Origin of the sequence: Mycobacterium sp. E796, from assembly GCF_001672815.1 — a bacterium.
Lineage (GTDB): Bacteria > Actinomycetota > Actinomycetes > Mycobacteriales > Mycobacteriaceae > Mycobacterium.
In genome coordinates this window covers 59,255-74,484 of the sequence record NZ_LZKK01000235.1, presented here as the reverse complement: position 1 = coordinate 74,484, position 15,230 = coordinate 59,255, and the positions used below count along the sequence as shown (strand labels likewise).

The following is a 15,230-nucleotide window of genomic DNA, read 5'->3' as shown; positions in this document are numbered from 1 at the left end:
CACTGGTCAGCCTGTCGCCCTTGCGCTGCCGCCGGTAAACCTGTTGCATCGGCGTTGTGGGCGAAGAGGTCAAGCGCACCACGTATGACCGCGCGCAACGCTCGGAATACCGGCGCAAGGTGCGGTTGTGCCTGAACGTCTTCGAGACGATGCTGGCCCAGTCACGCTTCGATTCCGACCGGCCGCTCACCGGCATGGAGATCGAGTGCAACCTCGTCGACGCCGACTACCAGCCGGCCATGTCGAACCGGTCCGTGCTGGAGGCCATCGCCGACCCGGCTTTCCAGACCGAATTGGGCGCCTACAACATCGAATTCAACGTGCCGCCCCGGCCGCTGCCCGGGCACACGGGGCTGGACCTCGAGGCCGAGGTGCGGGCCAGCCTCAATGACGCCGAGGCCAAGGCCAACTCGGGCGGCGCCCACATCGTGATGATCGGCATCCTGCCCACGCTGATGCCCGAGCACCTCGCCGACGGCTGGATGAGCGAGTCAAAGCGGTATGCCGCCCTCAACGACTCGATCTTCTCCGCCCGCGGCGAGGACATCCCGATCGACATCTCCGGTCCGGAGCCGCTGAGCTGGAACGCCGCCACCATTGCGCCCGAATCCGCTTGCACCAGCATGCAATTGCACCTACAGCTCGCTCCCGCGGAGTTCGCCGCCAACTGGAACGCGGCCCAGATCGTCGCGGGGCCGCAGCTGGCCCTGGGCGCCAACTCCCCCTACTTCTTCGGCCACCAGCTGTGGTCGGAGACCCGGATCGAGGTGTTCGCCCAGTCCACGGACACGCGGCCCGAGGAACTCAAGGCCCAAGGCGTGCGGCCGCGGGTCTGGTTCGGCGAACGGTGGATCACCTCCGTCCTGGACCTCTTCCAGGAGAACATCCAGTACTTCCCGTCCCTGCTGCCCGAGGTGTCCGACGAAGACCCCGTCGCGGAGCTGGCCGCCGGCCGCACCCCCCAGCTGCCCGAACTGCGCCTGCACAACGGCACCGTGTACCGATGGAACCGGCCCGTGTACGACGTGGTCGATGGGCGAGCGCATCTGCGCCTGGAGAACCGGGTGTTGCCGGCCGGACCGACCGTCATCGACATGCTGGGCAATTCCGCCTTCTATTACGGCGTGCTCCGCGGCCTGTGCGAAGACGAGGATCCGCTCTGGAACCGGATGGGTTTCCTTGTGGCGCGGGAGAATTTCCTCGAGGCGGCGCGCCACGGGATCGACGCCCGGCTGCTCTGGCCCGGTCGGGGCAAGGTGACGGCGCGCGAGTTGGTGCTCGACACCTTGCTGCCGATCGCCGACGACGGACTGCGCCGCTGGGGCGTCGACGCCGAGGTGCGCGACCGGTTCCTCGGCGTCATCGAGGGTCGCGCCCGAGCCGGCCGCAACGGCGCCAGCTGGCAGGTGTCCACCGTGCGTACGCTGGAAGCCGGCGGCTTGAGCCGGACCGCCGCGCTCGCCGAAATGCTGCGACGGTACTGCGAACACATGCATAGCAACGAGCCGGTGCACACCTGGGATCAATAGGGGAACCATGTCATCCGACATCATGGACTGGGACGGTGCGTACCGCGAGGAGGGCGAATTCCAGGGGCCACCACCGTGGAACATCGGTGAGCCGCAGCCGGAGTTGGCGACGCTGATCACGGCCGGAAAGTTCCGCAGCGACGTGCTGGACGCCGGCTGCGGGTACGCCGAGCTGTCGCTGGCGCTGGCCGCGCAGGGCTACACCGTGGTCGGCATCGACCTCACGCCGACCGCCGTCGCCGCCGCCACCAAGGCGGCCCACGAGCGGGGCCTGACCACCGCGAGCTTCGTGCAGGCCGACATCACGTCCTTCACCGGCTACCCACCCGGTTCGGAAGGACGCTTCTCGACGATCGTGGACTCGACCTTGTTCCACTCGCTTCCGGTCGAGGGCCGCGACGGTTACCTGCGCTCGATCCACCGCGCCGCGGCACCTGGCGCCGGCTATTTCGTGCTGGTGTTCGCCAAGGGCGCCTTTCCCGCCGAGATGGAGCCCAAGCCCAACGAGGTCGACGAGGACGAGTTGCGTGCGGCGGTGAGCAAGTACTGGGAGATCGACGAGATCCGGCCCGCCTTCATCCACGCGAACATCCCGCCGCTCGCCGACGCGCCGTTCGAATTCCCGCCGCACGAGCGCGACGAGAAGGGCCGGATGAAATTGCCCGCCTTCCTACTGACGGCGCACAAGCCGGGCTGAGACCTCGTCAGGGGCCCACGCCGCTCACAGGGGCGGAATGTCGAACTGGAAAAGCGGAACGGATTCGATGGTGACGCTGGGGACGAAGATGTTGGGCAGGCTGAAGCCACCGACGCCGATGGACGAGATCGTCAACGGCGGCAGCGCGAAGCCGGGCTCGCTGATCGGCGGCAGCGTGAAACCACCGACGCCGATGGGCGGAATGGTGATGGACGGGATGGTGAAGCCGGACAGGCCGATGGACGGAATGGTGAAGCCCGAAAGGCCAATGGGCGGTACGGTAAACGACCCCAAGAGAATCGGGGGGATGGTGAATCCCGCGATGAATCCCGGGTTGTGCAACCCAATAGAGGCATTGATGTCGAAGTTCTGCAGGTTGACGCTTATGGTGCCGAGCAGCGCAGAGTTGATCGTTACCAGTGTTTGATTGTTCCCCAACACCTCGAAGTCCGGGAATTGGATCTGGGGGAAGTTGATCTGCGGAACAGTTACCTGGGGCAACGTGATGCCGGGAAATTGGATTTGCGGAAGGCTGAAGCCCGGCACGCTTATCGCCGGCAGATTTATCGGCGGCACCGATATGGCGGAAGTGGTTATCTGCGGCAGGCTGAACGCACTCACACTTATGGGAGGCGTCGTGAAGGGCGGAATGTTTATGGACGGGATGGATATCGGCGGCAGGCCGAAAGCGGAGAGGTTTATCTGAGGAATGTTCACCGGCGGCACGGCGATCCTCGGGGTGCCGATCGTGACCAAGGTGCCGCCCGATCCGGTCTTAATGTCAAGGATGCCGTCGAGCAGGTTGAAGTCCTGGACGGGTGCCGCCGCGACGGCCGCCTCTGCGGCGCCGGACACCTGCGCCACGTTGGAGGCCTCCGCGGCCGCGTAGGCACCCGCGCCGGCGTTCAGCAAGGAGACAAACTGCTGATGGAACGCCTGGGCCTGCGCACTGAGCGCCTGGAATTCCTGGCCGAAGTTGCCGAACATCGAAGCGATCGCGACCGAAACCTCATCCTGAGCCGCAGCCGCTATCCCCGTCGTGGGACCCGCCGCGGTCACCGCCGCAGCCAACGACGAACGCACACCCGCCAAATCCGCGGCCGCACTTTGAACCAGATCCGGCGTTGCACTCATGAACGACATCTCTCATCCCTTTCTCACAGCTCGTTATCGAGCGGAGGCCGGTGAATGTTGTCGAGCCCTGGACCAGCGGCCGCAGCTACCGACCGGATATGAGTGAGTACAGCCGATTTCCATACCTTCGGTCAAGGAAAACAGCTATTTTCAGGATTGATATTCGTTGGCCGGACAAAAGCGGCGGAATAGTCCAGAAAGCGCCGGGCAGCGGGGTACCTATATCCGCGCGACGGGACTGCGGCCGGCGTGGCTCGTCGGCCGGCGCCTGCGGCGCTCGGCGGCCGGTTAGGGACCTGTGCCCAGCAGGCTGGCCGCCACGTCGTTGACGATCGAAAGGAAGGTGTTCGCTTCGATGGTCAGCCCGTTCAACCAGGTGGGGATTGGCGGGATCGTGAACTGGTCTTCCTGAACGGGCGCCACGGTGATGTTGGGGATGTCGACACCGGGCAGGTTGAAGCCGCCGACGCCGACGGGCGGGATGGTCAGCGGCGCCGTGGCAAAACCCGGCCAGCTGACCTGCGGCAGCGTGAAACCGCCGACACCGATCGGTGGGATCGTCAGCGGCGCCGTGGCGAAACCCGGCCAGCTGACCTGCGGCAGCGTGAAACCGCCGACGGCGATGGGCGGAACGGTGACCGACGGGATGGTGAAGCCGGAAAGGCCGATGGACGGGAACACATAATTGCCGCCGTTCGGGTTGCTAACGCTCAGGATCGGCAGGGTTAGAGCCCCGATTTGAATACTGGGGATACCGAATGGGGTGATAAAGCCAGGCGTGGTGAAGCCGAGTGATGGCGCGTTGATATCGAACGTTTCCAGCCTGATGGTCGAGCCCAGAACTAGGTTGTCGGTTATTTTGACAATTGGTTGGTCCCCACCTGGAATAAAGATGTCGGGGAACTGTATCTGCGGAAGGTCGATTCGGGGAACGGTTATCGACGGGAGGCTCCAATTCGAAACCTGGATCAGGGGCGTCTGGAACGGCGGTATCGTCACCGCGGGCAGGTTGATCGGCGGCACAGTGATGGCGGGCGTCGTTATCTGCGGCAGGTTGAATGCGCCCACGGTGATGTTGGCGGGCGTCGTCCCGGCCGGAATATTGATCGACGGTATCGACAGTTGCGGCAGGTTGAACGGACTCACCGTGAGATTCGCGAGCGTGGCGCCGGCCGGAATGTTTACGGGCGGAATGGTGAGCTGGGGCAGGTTGAAGGGGGCGACGCTGATCGGGGGTACGTGCACCGCCGGCAGCGTGAACCCGGGTGTGCTGATCGTGAATTGAATGCCACCGGTCCCGATATTGATGTCAAGGAGGCCGTTGAAAAGGTTGAAGGTTCGGTAGGTCGCGGCGGGTACGGCCGCGGCGGCCGCCGGAGCACCGGCCAACACCTGTCCTGCGTTAGCGGCCTCGGCGCTGACATATGCCGCCGCTCCGGCACCCAATAGGCTCTCGAACTCCGCATGAAATGCCTGCGCTTGGGCGTTGAGGGCTTGAAATTGCTCACCGGCGCTGCCGAAGACCAAAGCGATTGCGCTCGACACCTCGTCTTCAGCAGCGGTCGCAATCGCGGTGGTGGGGCCCCCGATCGCAGCGGCCTGGGTCAGCGAGGCACGAATACCCGCCAGGTCTTGGGCTGCGCCCTGCACCGCTTCCGGCACCGTGACCACATACGACATCGCCATCTCCTTTCACGCACGCCGCAAGCGGGTGAGCCAATTGAAGGGGGCTGCGGCCGAAGCCGATTCACCCATCAGGCGATCCCGACCTGCGCGAATGATCCGGGTCGAGTTGATCTCCGGGGGCGATGCCAAGAAGCTCATCCCGCACCTCTCTCACCAGCTCGTCGTCGAGCGGCGTGCCGTGCAGGCCGACCCATAACCCCGGGCGCGCGCTATGAAAAAAGCTACCTCACGCATGCGTAGTGAGAACAGCCCTTTTCATACCATCGGTCAAATTCAAAAGCGAAATTGACGGATTCGGTATTTTCGGTCGGGGCGAGCGGCGGCGAAACTAGGTGCCGGTCACCGCGGTGGCCGCGATCAGCGCCTCGGCGAACGTCTCGAGATCGTCGGCCGTGGTGTCGACGTGCGGCGAAATCCGCAGCACCGGCCCGGAGAGTTCTCGCGGCGCGCGCGCCACCCCGGCGTAGGTCGTCACGATGCGTCGCTCGGCGAGCAGCCAAGCCCGCACCGCCTCGGGGTCGGCGCCGTCGACGGGGGCCAGCGTGGTGATGGCGCTGGGTTCGTCCGCCTCTTCGACCACCAGCCAGCCGTCGACATCGGTCAGCAGGCTGCGGGCGATCTCACCCAATTCGGCCAGCCGGGCACGGACCGATTCCGGTCCGTATGCCAGATGCTCCCCGACAGCGACCGAAAACCCCACGCGTGCAGCGACATTCGCTTCCCCGAACCCCAGTTGCTGGGTCACTGATAGTTGCCCCGCCCACCGCGGCGCCGGCAGCCGCGGCGTCAGTCGATCCGTCAGCTCGGGCCGCAGGGCCAGGACACCGACGCCCCGCGGTCCGGCGATCCACTTGCGCGACGACGAATACACGGCGTCGGCACCCACCGCGCAGTCGATGTGTCCCAACGCCTGTGCGGCGTCCACGACCAGCGGCAGGCCCAGCTGGCGGCAGAGCTTGGCCACCATGGCGAGCGGCTGCACCACGCCCCGGTGGCTGGCCAGCGGGGTGAGATGAACCAAATCCGGAGGGTCGCTATCCAGATCGAACGCCGCCTCGTCGAGCGCCAGCCGCCCGTCGTCAAGGGTCGGCAGGGTCCGCACCTCGAACCCGTGGGCGGCCATCACCGCCAGGTTGGGTCCGTACTCGCCGGGCAGGCAGGCCAGCGTCCGCCGCTCGGCCGGCCAACTGCCCAGCAGCAGATCCAGCGCATGCAGGGAGCCGGTGGTGAAAACCACCTCGGCCTCGGGCGCGCCGCACAAGGTCGCGACCGCCGCCCGGCCCGCCTCGAGCACCGGGGCGGCCGCCTCGGCCGCGACATACCCGCCTACCTCCGACTCGTGCAGTGCATGCTTGGCGGCGGCGTCCATGGCGGCGACGCTCTGGCGCGAGCAGGCGGCGCTGTCCAGGTGTAACCCGGCCACGGGCGGGCGGGCCGCCCGCCATCGCTCGGCCAGCGAACCGCCGAGGCTCACTTAACGGCCAACGACAGCCCGAAGTCGCCCGCTTCGTCGGTCCACCATCGAACGCGGCGCAGTCCGGCGTCGGCCAACTCGGCGCTCACCCCGTCCGGGCGGAACTTGCACGACACCTCGGTCAGCATGTCCTCGCCGTCCGCGAAATCGACGGTCAAGTCGAGCGCGCCGACGCGCACCCGCTGGCTCCGGCCGGACCGCAGCCACATCTCGATGCGCTCCTCGGCGGTGTTCCACCGCGCGACGTGCTGGTAGGCATCGACGTCGAAGTCGGCGTCGAGTTGGCGGTTGATCACCGCGAGCACGTTGCGGTTGAACCGGGCCGTCACACCGGCGGCGTCGTCGTAGGCGCGCACCAGCCGGTCGGCGTCCTTGACCAGGTCGGTGCCCAGCAGCAGGCTGTCCCCAGGCCGCATCACCCCGGCCAACGTCGCGAGGAACTGTGCGCGCGGCTCGGGTGTGAGATTGCCGATCGTCGATCCCAGGAACACGAACAGCCGTCGGCCGCCGCCGGGGATCTCGGTCAGGTGCTCCTCGAAATCCCCGCAGACGGCGCTGATTTCGACGCCCGGGTACTCACACTGGATGGCCGTCGCGGTCGCCGACAGCATGCCGGCGTCGACGTCGAACGGCACGAATCCGCGCAGTGAGCCTCGGTCCCGCAACGCGTCCAGCAGCCGGCGGGTCTTCTCCGATGTGCCGGCACCCAGTTCGACCAACGTGTCGGCCTCGCTGGCGGCCGCGATCTCGGCCGACCGGGCGCGCAGGATCTCCGCCTCCGCCCGGGTCGGGTAGTACTCGGGCAACCGGGTGATCTGGTCGAACAGGTCGCTGCCTACCGAATCATAAAACCACTTGGGCGGCAACGACTTCGGTGTCTGCTGCAGGCCATCGAGCACGTCACGACACAATGCGTGATACGCCGAGTCGGCGGCCAGGTGGTTGGACAGCGTCAGCGTCATCGAGATCCTTTCGAGTTGAGCGGGGTCAACTGAATCCCCGCCGAGGTGACCTCCACCAGGTGACGGTCCGGCACGTCTTCCCAGTCGGGTGCGTCGTCGTACGGTTCGCTGGCCAGCACCACCCCGTCGTCGCGACGCAGGATGAACAGGGTGTCGCCCCACGCGGTCGCCACCAGCCGAGACCCGTTGGCGGCCAGGATGTTCAGCCGCGCCAACGGATCGGCCGCGCCGACTTCGGCGATGGTGTCGGCCAGCGCGTCCAGCCCGCGCTCGAAGATGGTGGCCGCGAGTATGGCACTGTCGCAGATGGATTCGGCCGACGAGGAAAGCGGAAGCATCCCGCGGTCGACGATGCCGTTGTGCGACAACAACCAGCGGCCGTCAGTGAACGGCGCCGTCGCGCTGGCCTCGATAGGCATGCCGACGGTCGCCGAACGCACCGCGGCGACGACGCAGTGGCTGTGCAGCGCCGGCGCGACCGAGTCGAACGACGCGTCGCCCCACAGCGGCGCCGGGCTGCGCCAGCGCCGCGGCGTGTCACCGTCGAAAAACCCGACGCCCCAACCGTCGGCGTTCATCAGGCCGTGCTTCTGGCGGCGCGGGGCATACGACTGCACCCGCAGCCCGCACGGCGGATCCAGCACCAGCGACGAGACGCTCACGTCGGCGCCGAGCCAGCCCAGGTGACGGCACATCAGTCGGCCATGTCCCACGCCAGGCGGACACCGGAGAAGATCTGACGCCGGATCGGGTGATCCCAGTTGCGGAAGCTGGGCCGCACGATCCCCGGCTCGACGGCCCACGACCCCCCGCGCAGCACTCGGTAGTCACCGTCGAAGAAGGGCTGCGAGTAGCGCTCGTAGATCATCGGGACGAACCCCGGCCACGGCCGCAGCGGCGAGGCGGTCCACTCCCAGACGTCGCCCAGCATCTGCTCGACCCCGTACGCCGACGCGCCCGCGGGGTATGCGCCGACGGGCGCGGGCCGCAGCGCGCGGCCGCCCAGGTTGGCCAGAGCGTCCGACGGTTCCTGCTCCCCCCACGGGTAGCGGCGCCGGGCACCCGTCGCCGGATCCCACGCGCAGGCCTTCTCCCACTCGATCTCGGTCGGCAGCCGGGCGCCGGCCCAGGCTGCATAGGCCTCGGCCTCGAAATACGTGACGTGCTGCACCGGTTCGTCGGCGGGGATGTCCTCGATGTAGCCGAACCGCGCGCGGGTCCGGCCATCGGGACCCCAGAACTGTGGCGCGGTCAGGCCCGCGGCCTGTCGGTGCTGCCAGCCCCGCTCGGACCACCACTGCGGCTGGTCGTAGCCGCCGTCGTCGATGAACTGTCGCCACTCGCCGTTGGTGACGGGAACCCGGCCGATCCGGAAAGCCGGCACGTCGACGACGTGAGCGGGGCGCTCGTTGTCGAGCGAGTACGGTTCGCGCGCGGCGTCCACCCCCAGCAGGAACGGGCCGCCTGGTACCAGCACCGACGTTCCCGCCAGACCCGGACGGCCCGCGGGCAGCGCCGATTCGTCGCGCAGCAGCGGCGCCCCGGTGCGCAGGTTGAGCGCCTGCAACATGGTTTCGTCGTGCTGGTTTTCATGGCTGACCACCATCCCGAAGGCGAACGCCGCTTCGTCTCCCCCGGGGTCGTCGGGCAGGGCGTCCAGGGCGTCCAGCGCGGCGGACCGCACGGTCCGGCAATAGGACCGCGCGCGCTCGGGGGACAGCAGCGGCAACTCGACGCGGCTGGCCCGGGAGTGTTCGAAGGCGTCGTACAGGCCCTCGACGGCCGGCGGCAGGATACCCGGGCGGGACGGATCGCCGCCGCGCAGCAACCAGAACTCCTCTTGTTGACCGATGTGCGCGAGGTCCCACACCAGCGGGCTCATCAATGGGTCGAACTGCCGCCACAGCTCGGCGTCGTCGAACTCGACCAGCCGCAGCGTCCGCGCCCGCGCCCGCGCCATATCGTCGGCGAGCTTTTCCCGGGAAGTCACGCGCCCCCTTGCGGCCAGCGCGCAGCCCTCGAGACCGAGGCCTCGATGCCGTGCTCGATCACCTCGTCGGAAAAGTCGTCGCCGGGACATCGGCCCCGCTCGACTCCGCCGACCAACAGCTGCATCGCCTCGGTCAGCTCCGCCGGCACCCGCTCGGCGGCGACGGCCACGCACTTGTTGGCCGCCTCGTAGAGCCGCCGGTCGCGCAGGCCGACCCGGGCGGCGGTGTCCCAGGCGGTGGCGACAGGTTCGACCGCCTCGGCCGCGATGTCGGCGGCTGCTGGGTCGTCGAGCAGCGTCACCAAGGTGAACACCACGGCGGGCCAGAGGGCGTCCGGCACACTGTCGAGGTAGCGGATCTCCAGCCACTGCCTAGGCCGGACCGGCGGGAACAGCGTGGTCAGGTGGTATTCGAGGTCGGCAACCGTCGGGCGCCGGTCACCGAGCAACGCCCGGCCGTCCACCCAGTCGGCGAAGGGCACCCACTGCGTGACGGCCGTGGCCTCGGGGTTGTGCACCAGCATCACCGGGGCCTTGAGCGCATAGCGCGCCCAGTCGGTGCCCGGGTCGTCACCGCTGGCCCCAAGGATGGGCCCGCACCGCGCCGAGTCCATGTCCCCCCACACCCGCTGCCGGGTGGAGACCCAGCCGGTGAACTCGCCGCCCAGCATCGGGGAGTTGGCGGCGATGGCGATCATCGTGGGGCCCAGGGCGTGCGCCAGCCGGACCCGCGCCGCCCAGCCGTCCCGCGGCCCGGCGTCCACGTTGACCTGAACCGACGCGGTGGACGTCATCATCGCCGCGCCGGCCTCGCCGGAGCGGCTGGAGTGGAAGAACTGCTCCATCGCCTGGTAACGCGCGCCGGGGTTGATGCGCCTCGGGGGCCGCAGCGGATCCGCCCCGAGGAAAACCAGTCCCAGCCCGGCGTCGGCGAAAGCCGACCGCAGCACGGCCTGGTCCCGGCTCATCGCATCGATGGAGGCCAGCACCCCGTCGGCGGGCGGCCCGGACAGTTCGACGGCGCCGCCGGGTTCCACCGTGACGGCGCTGCCGCCCGGCAGGTTGGGCAGGTGCTCGAGCACGTCGGCGATTTCGTCCCAGCCGGGCCTGCGATGCGGGTCGGCCGGGTCGTGGCAATGCCCTTCGAGCTCGAGGCCGACGGACCGCAGCGGTGCGTCGGACAGGCAGGTCTCGGCGATGTACGTCGCGGCGGCGGAGGAGTCGACCATCTCGGCTTGGGCGGTGCTGACGGCCGCGGGCGTCATATCACTATCCCTTCGAGGGCCCGGCCGACCCGGCATGGCCTGCGGACCGCTGGTTGCGCAGCTGACAGAGAAATAATCGCCACTACTTCATCTTGCAGATCACACCGACATATTCCCGTCCTGCCGGACTTTTACGTTGACGGACCACCCGAGTGTCCGGAACCACGCTACTGACCCAGCGCGTTCTGCATGGCCCCGGCCAGCACGTTGACCGCGGGTCCCGCGTTGCCAGACTGGCAGACCTTGGCCTGCAACAACACGTTTTCACGCAGCCTGGTTTGATCGAAGCACCGACGGTCGGTGCCCGCTTCCTGCTTCGTCCAGTTCGCGTCGCTTCCCGTCGCCGGGCCGCCGTCGAACGACCACACCTGTGTGATTCCGTTGTCCAGATGCATCGCAGTGGTCTGGCCCGAGCAGCCGACGGTCCGGTCCACCACGCGATGGAAGGCCCGGTCCGCGGCGTCGTTGGTGGCGAACACCCCGACGGCCTGCTTCACGAAGTGGGTCTGGTCGTTGGCCGACGTCTGGGTTGTTGCCCCATTGAACGACGCGAGATCGGGATCGTCGAAGACCTCGGGCAGGCCGATGTCGGCCCAGTTGTTGCACACCGGCAGGTCGACCGAATAGCCCTGGAACGGCTGCGTGAACATCGACTCCCAGCCCATCGGTCCGCCGACGATGTTGCCGACCGATCCCTTCGGCAGGACCGCGTAGTTCACCACCCCGGGCTCCGAGGGGTGAGCGACCGCCGCGGGAACCGCCAACGCTCCCCCGACCGCCACACCGATGGTCATCACCGCCGCGCGGATGCGCATGGTCATGGGTTTCGATCATGCCAGGGCGACTGCCGGGTGGCGAACATCGATTATCGGGCCCGGACCCCCTTCGATGCCTTCGCGTAACCGCAACCGGCCCAACAACTTTCGGTGCGGCGGAACAAACCGGACCTGCGGGCCGCGTTTCTGTAATGGTTCAAAAAAGGCGGGTATGCCTACGGACGCGGATTGCCCGGGGTGTTCGGCGCCGGCGCCGGCGCGCTGGATGTCGGTGTCTGGCTGGGACCACCCGGACCGGCGCCCGGCTGCGGACCCCACGAGCCCATGCCCGGACCCCACTGCCCGCCGTACTGCCACGGTCCACCGGAGCCACCAGGTCCGCCGGGGCCGTACATCATGCCGTGATGATGCTTGTAGTGATGCCAGTGATGGCTGATTCCCATGACCATGGCCCCGGCGAAGAAGACGGTCGAGAGGATGAAGACGATCCCGGCTACGATCACCACCCACGCGGCGGCCACATAGACCTTCGGAGGCTTGACCGGCGCGTACGCGGGCGGGGCCGCGGCGACCGGCGTCGGTTGCGTTGACGGTTCGGGTGTTTGGGTCATGCCTTGAATACTGCCCCTGTCGCCGACGGCGATAACAGGTCCGAGACGCAATTGTTGCTGAGAATCGAGCGGCCCGGCGCTCGTGCGAGCGCCGGGCCATCGGATATGGGTTTGCCGACCCGCCGGGACTACGGCGTCCGGGACGGGGCGACGGACGACGGAATCTGGCTGGGTCCCGGGGCGCCTGGGGTCGCCGAAGCGGGCCCACCGCCTTGGACCGCCGCGGGACCACCGCCGGGGCCGCCCGGACCGCCCGGACCGCCGGGGCCGAAGCGGTGCGGATGCATAAACGCCGCGTGGTGCTTGTGGTGGTGACCGCCGTGGCCCTGATGCCCGAGCGCCATGCCGGTGAAGAAGATCACCGAGATGATGAACACGACTCCGGCGACGATGGCAACCCATGCCGCGGCAAGGAAGACCCGAGGGGTCCGGTAGAGCGCCGGCGCTGCCGCCGGCGCGGGTTCGGTTGCGGTAGCTGTCCGCACAGTTGGGGTTTCAGATGTTTCACTCATGAGACAAATGATGCGTGCGTCAAGAGTAGTTATGGCTATGCATTAGTTAAGTAGCAGCTATGAGCTAAAACCCGCTCTACCTGGCCAAATCCCGGGGCCGCTGCCTATAGTGATCCGGCACCGCCCAGGGCTGCGCTGGCACCGGCCGCACCAGCGGGCTGCTCGGCCTGCCTGGGATGAACGGAACATAGCCGCGGCGGATTCGGGTCTGTCCGTTGAACGCCGATACCGAGTCTGGCAACATCGGCTGCTACCAACGCCGCAATACCCGCCGGAGGAACCGTGACCGCGGGCAACATCATGATGGTCGCGCTGCTCACGTGGGCCGTCCTGGCCCCGCCGGCCTTCTTGTGGCTGGGCGTCCTGCTCGAACAACGCCGTCGGCGCTGACGGACCCGAAAACGCCTTCGACTAGGGCTTGAACGGGTTGACCGCGAACTGGATAACGCGGTACGGCGCGCGTGCCCGGGCGCGGGTGTCCCATTGGCTGACAAAGATGCGCAGCTCGTCCAGGGTGGACCCGGGCGAGATGTACCCGCCATAGGGCTGCGCGAGCCGGTTGTCGTAGGGGGGTGGCAGGGCTTCGGCCGGATCCGGCCATTCGTCGTGCTGCACCACCGTCGTCACGGGTGCGGTGCCCAGCGAGGTCGGGTCGTCGGCCACCCGGACCTCCATGTTGCCGGTGGTGGCGTTGAAATAGGACAGCACCGCCTTGCCGTCGATCTGCCTGATCGACATCTCGCCCACCTGGTCCGGCCACAAAGGCGTCGGCGGCCTGCCCCATCCGCCGTCGGGCCCCGACGCCCAGCCTTGCCACCGGGACCGGTCGATGAACGTCTGCGGCGTGGCCCGGTAGAGCAGCACGGGATCTCGCCGCGTGAAGCTGTTGGCCACGATGTACACCCAGCCGCCCGGCGAGTCGGCGGTGGGGATCGGGTCGTAGTAGCCGCTGATCTGCGACTGCCGGCCACCCTGATAGGAACCCTCGCGACGGGACCCGGCGACGGTCTGCCAGCCGCCGCGCGCCGGTTCGGCCATCACCAGCCGGGAGGTTTGCGGCTCAAGGTTTTTCGTCGTCGTGACCATCAGGTAGTTGCGCCGGTTGACCTGCACCACCCCGGCCGGCAGCTGAGAGTCGCCCGGCGGCGTGGGGTCGGCGAGCAGCGGCTTGCCGACTCCGGTGACGCCGGTGTAGCGCACCCCGGCGGGGTCGTCGACAGACGCGGTGTCGACGTGCAGTGCGATCGGCGAGTACCAGCCGCCGAACCCGACGCCCTGGCCGGCGAAGCTGTCGCCGCAGACCTGTAACAGCTCGGTGGGAAACTCGACGAACTCGCACAGGTCCGTCGCGCCGATGCCGTAGTCGCCCGTCGGGGTTCCGGTGCCGGCCGTCGGCCCGATCCGCACCACTTGACCCGGCGCCAGTGGCTGCAGGACGGGCTCCGGCGCCGGCGCCGGTGGATCGGCGCGCGCTTGCCAAACAGGTTGGGGCGCAACCAAACACAAGACGCTTAGCAGGGCGACCCGGGCCGAGCTCACCCGGGAACTATAGTTCGGCGGCCAGCAGCTCGGCGATCTGGATGGTGTTCAGCGCGGCCCCCTTGCGCAGGTTGTCCCCCGACACGAACAGCGCCAGGCCCCGCCCGTCCGGGACGCCCGGGTCGTGCCGGATCCGGCCGACCAGCGATTCGTCGACACCGGCGGCGGCCAGCGGCGTCGGCACGTCGACGAGCTTTACGCCCGGGGCGCCGTCGAGCAGCTCGCGGGCCCGCTCGGGCGACAGCGGCCGGGCGAATTCGGCGTTGATCGACAGCGAGTGGCCGGTGAACACCGGCACCCGCACGCAGGTGCCGCTAACCAACAGGTCCGGGATGCCGAGGATCTTGCGGCTCTCGAAGCGCAGCTTCGCGTCCTCGTCCGTCTCCCCAGAACCGTCGTCCAACAGCGAGCCGGCGAGCGGCAGGACGTTGAACGCGATCGGCGCCACATAGGTGTTCGGCGCCGGGAAGTCGAGTGCGCCGCCGTCGTACACCAGCTCCTCGGCGCCGTCGATGACGGCGCGCGCCTGGGTCGCCAACTCCTCGACACCGGCCAGGCCGCTACCCGATACCGCCTGATACGTCGAGGTCACCATCCGCACCAGTTGCGCCTCGTCGTGCAGCACCTTGAGCACCGGCATGGCGGCCATCGTGGTGCAGTTCGGGTTGGCGATGATGCCCTTGGGTCGCCGATGCGCGTCGCGCGCGAAGTTCACCTCCGACACCACCAACGGCACGTCGGGGTCCTTGCGCCAGGCCGAGGAGTTGTCGATCACCGTGACTCCGGCCGCGGCGAACCGCGGCGCCTGCACCAGCGACATCGTCTTGCCGGCCGAGAAGACGGCGATGTCGAGCCCCGACGGGTCCGCCGTCGCGGCGTCCTCGACCTCGATCTCCTGGCCGCGGAACTCCAGCTTGCGGCCCTGCGAGCGGGCGGACGCGAAGAACCGCACGGTGGTCGCCGGAAAGTCGCGCTCATCGAGCAGCCTGCGCATCACCTGGCCCACCTGGCCGGTGGCCCCCACTACGCCGATCGACACCCCATTGGCACCCATA

15 protein-coding genes are annotated in these 15,230 nt (G+C 68.1%); 3 read left to right on the top strand and 12 right to left on the bottom strand.

Going from position 1 to position 15,230, the window contains the following annotated elements; genetic code table 11:
- The first annotated feature begins 56 nt into the window (after nucleotides 1-56).
- On the top strand, nucleotides 57-1,529 hold the full coding sequence (locus A5706_RS17565; protein WP_068132916.1) for a glutamate--cysteine ligase: 1,473 nt from the start codon (nucleotides 57-59) through the stop codon (nucleotides 1,527-1,529).
- Between the two features lie 7 nt (nucleotides 1,530-1,536).
- A complete protein-coding gene (locus A5706_RS17560; protein ID WP_068132913.1) occupies nucleotides 1,537-2,226 on the top strand; it encodes a class I SAM-dependent methyltransferase in 690 nt (229 codons plus the stop codon).
- Between the two features lie 24 nt (nucleotides 2,227-2,250).
- Here A5706_RS17560 and A5706_RS17555 read toward each other — a convergent pair whose 3' ends face one another.
- Both A5706_RS17555 and A5706_RS17550 read right to left on the bottom strand, forming a co-directional pair.
- Nucleotides 2,251-3,360, bottom strand: coding sequence for a PE family protein (locus tag A5706_RS17555; protein ID WP_231985340.1), 1,110 nt, complete (start codon nucleotides 3,358-3,360; stop codon nucleotides 2,251-2,253).
- Nucleotides 3,361-3,648: 288 nt separating this feature from the next.
- The gene (locus A5706_RS17550) at nucleotides 3,649-5,022 is read right to left on the bottom strand and encodes a PE family protein (RefSeq protein WP_197517871.1); all 1,374 of its coding nucleotides are present in this window, start codon (nucleotides 5,020-5,022) and stop codon (nucleotides 3,649-3,651) included.
- A gap of 1 nt (nucleotide 5,023) precedes the next feature.
- Between A5706_RS17550 and A5706_RS33715 the strand changes: the two genes are divergently transcribed.
- Complete coding sequence (locus A5706_RS33715; RefSeq protein WP_197517870.1) at nucleotides 5,024-5,242, top strand: hypothetical protein; 219 nt, start codon at nucleotides 5,024-5,026, stop codon at nucleotides 5,240-5,242.
- A 132-nt stretch (nucleotides 5,243-5,374) separates the two neighbouring features.
- On the opposite strand, the gene egtE is transcribed toward A5706_RS33715, so the two are convergent.
- The 10 genes from egtE to A5706_RS17500 form a co-directional block, all read right to left on the bottom strand.
- Nucleotides 5,375-6,520 (bottom strand): ergothioneine biosynthesis PLP-dependent enzyme EgtE, encoded by a 1,146-nt coding sequence (egtE, locus tag A5706_RS17545; RefSeq protein ID WP_068132906.1) that lies wholly within the window; start codon nucleotides 6,518-6,520, stop codon nucleotides 5,375-5,377.
- Nucleotides 6,517-7,482, bottom strand: a complete 966-nt coding sequence (egtD, locus tag A5706_RS17540) for an L-histidine N(alpha)-methyltransferase (RefSeq protein WP_068132903.1) — start codon at nucleotides 7,480-7,482, stop codon at nucleotides 6,517-6,519. The genes egtE and egtD overlap by 4 nt, the downstream gene beginning before the upstream one ends.
- Nucleotides 7,479-8,177: an ergothioneine biosynthesis protein EgtC gene (egtC, locus tag A5706_RS17535; RefSeq protein WP_068132901.1), complete on the bottom strand. Its 699-nt coding sequence runs from the start codon at nucleotides 8,175-8,177 to the stop codon at nucleotides 7,479-7,481. The genes egtD and egtC overlap by 4 nt, the downstream gene beginning before the upstream one ends.
- Entirely contained in the window at nucleotides 8,177-9,472 is a 1,296-nt protein-coding gene (egtB, locus tag A5706_RS17530; RefSeq protein ID WP_068132899.1) for an ergothioneine biosynthesis protein EgtB, read from the bottom strand. The genes egtC and egtB overlap by 1 nt, the downstream gene beginning before the upstream one ends.
- Nucleotides 9,469-10,737 carry an ergothioneine biosynthesis glutamate--cysteine ligase EgtA gene (gene egtA, locus A5706_RS17525; RefSeq protein WP_068132896.1) on the bottom strand — a complete coding sequence of 423 codons (1,269 nt, stop codon included), beginning with the start codon at nucleotides 10,735-10,737 and terminating at the stop codon, nucleotides 9,469-9,471. Before egtA ends, egtB begins: the two co-directional genes overlap by 4 nt.
- A gap of 167 nt (nucleotides 10,738-10,904) precedes the next feature.
- Nucleotides 10,905-11,552: a sensor domain-containing protein gene (locus A5706_RS17520; protein ID WP_156767196.1), complete on the bottom strand. Its 648-nt coding sequence runs from the start codon at nucleotides 11,550-11,552 to the stop codon at nucleotides 10,905-10,907.
- 176 nt (nucleotides 11,553-11,728) lie between these two features.
- Entirely contained in the window at nucleotides 11,729-12,124 is a 396-nt protein-coding gene (locus A5706_RS17515; protein WP_068132891.1) for a hypothetical protein, read from the bottom strand.
- Between the two features lie 128 nt (nucleotides 12,125-12,252).
- The gene (locus tag A5706_RS17510) at nucleotides 12,253-12,636 is read right to left on the bottom strand and encodes a hypothetical protein (RefSeq protein WP_082964461.1); all 384 of its coding nucleotides are present in this window, start codon (nucleotides 12,634-12,636) and stop codon (nucleotides 12,253-12,255) included.
- Between the two features lie 411 nt (nucleotides 12,637-13,047).
- Entirely contained in the window at nucleotides 13,048-14,175 is a 1,128-nt protein-coding gene (locus tag A5706_RS17505) for a DUF4185 domain-containing protein (RefSeq protein ID WP_068132884.1), read from the bottom strand.
- A gap of 7 nt (nucleotides 14,176-14,182) precedes the next feature.
- The gene (locus A5706_RS17500; RefSeq protein ID WP_068132881.1) at nucleotides 14,183-15,229 is read right to left on the bottom strand and encodes an aspartate-semialdehyde dehydrogenase; all 1,047 of its coding nucleotides are present in this window, start codon (nucleotides 15,227-15,229) and stop codon (nucleotides 14,183-14,185) included.
- Between the last annotated feature and the right edge of the window lies 1 nt (nucleotide 15,230).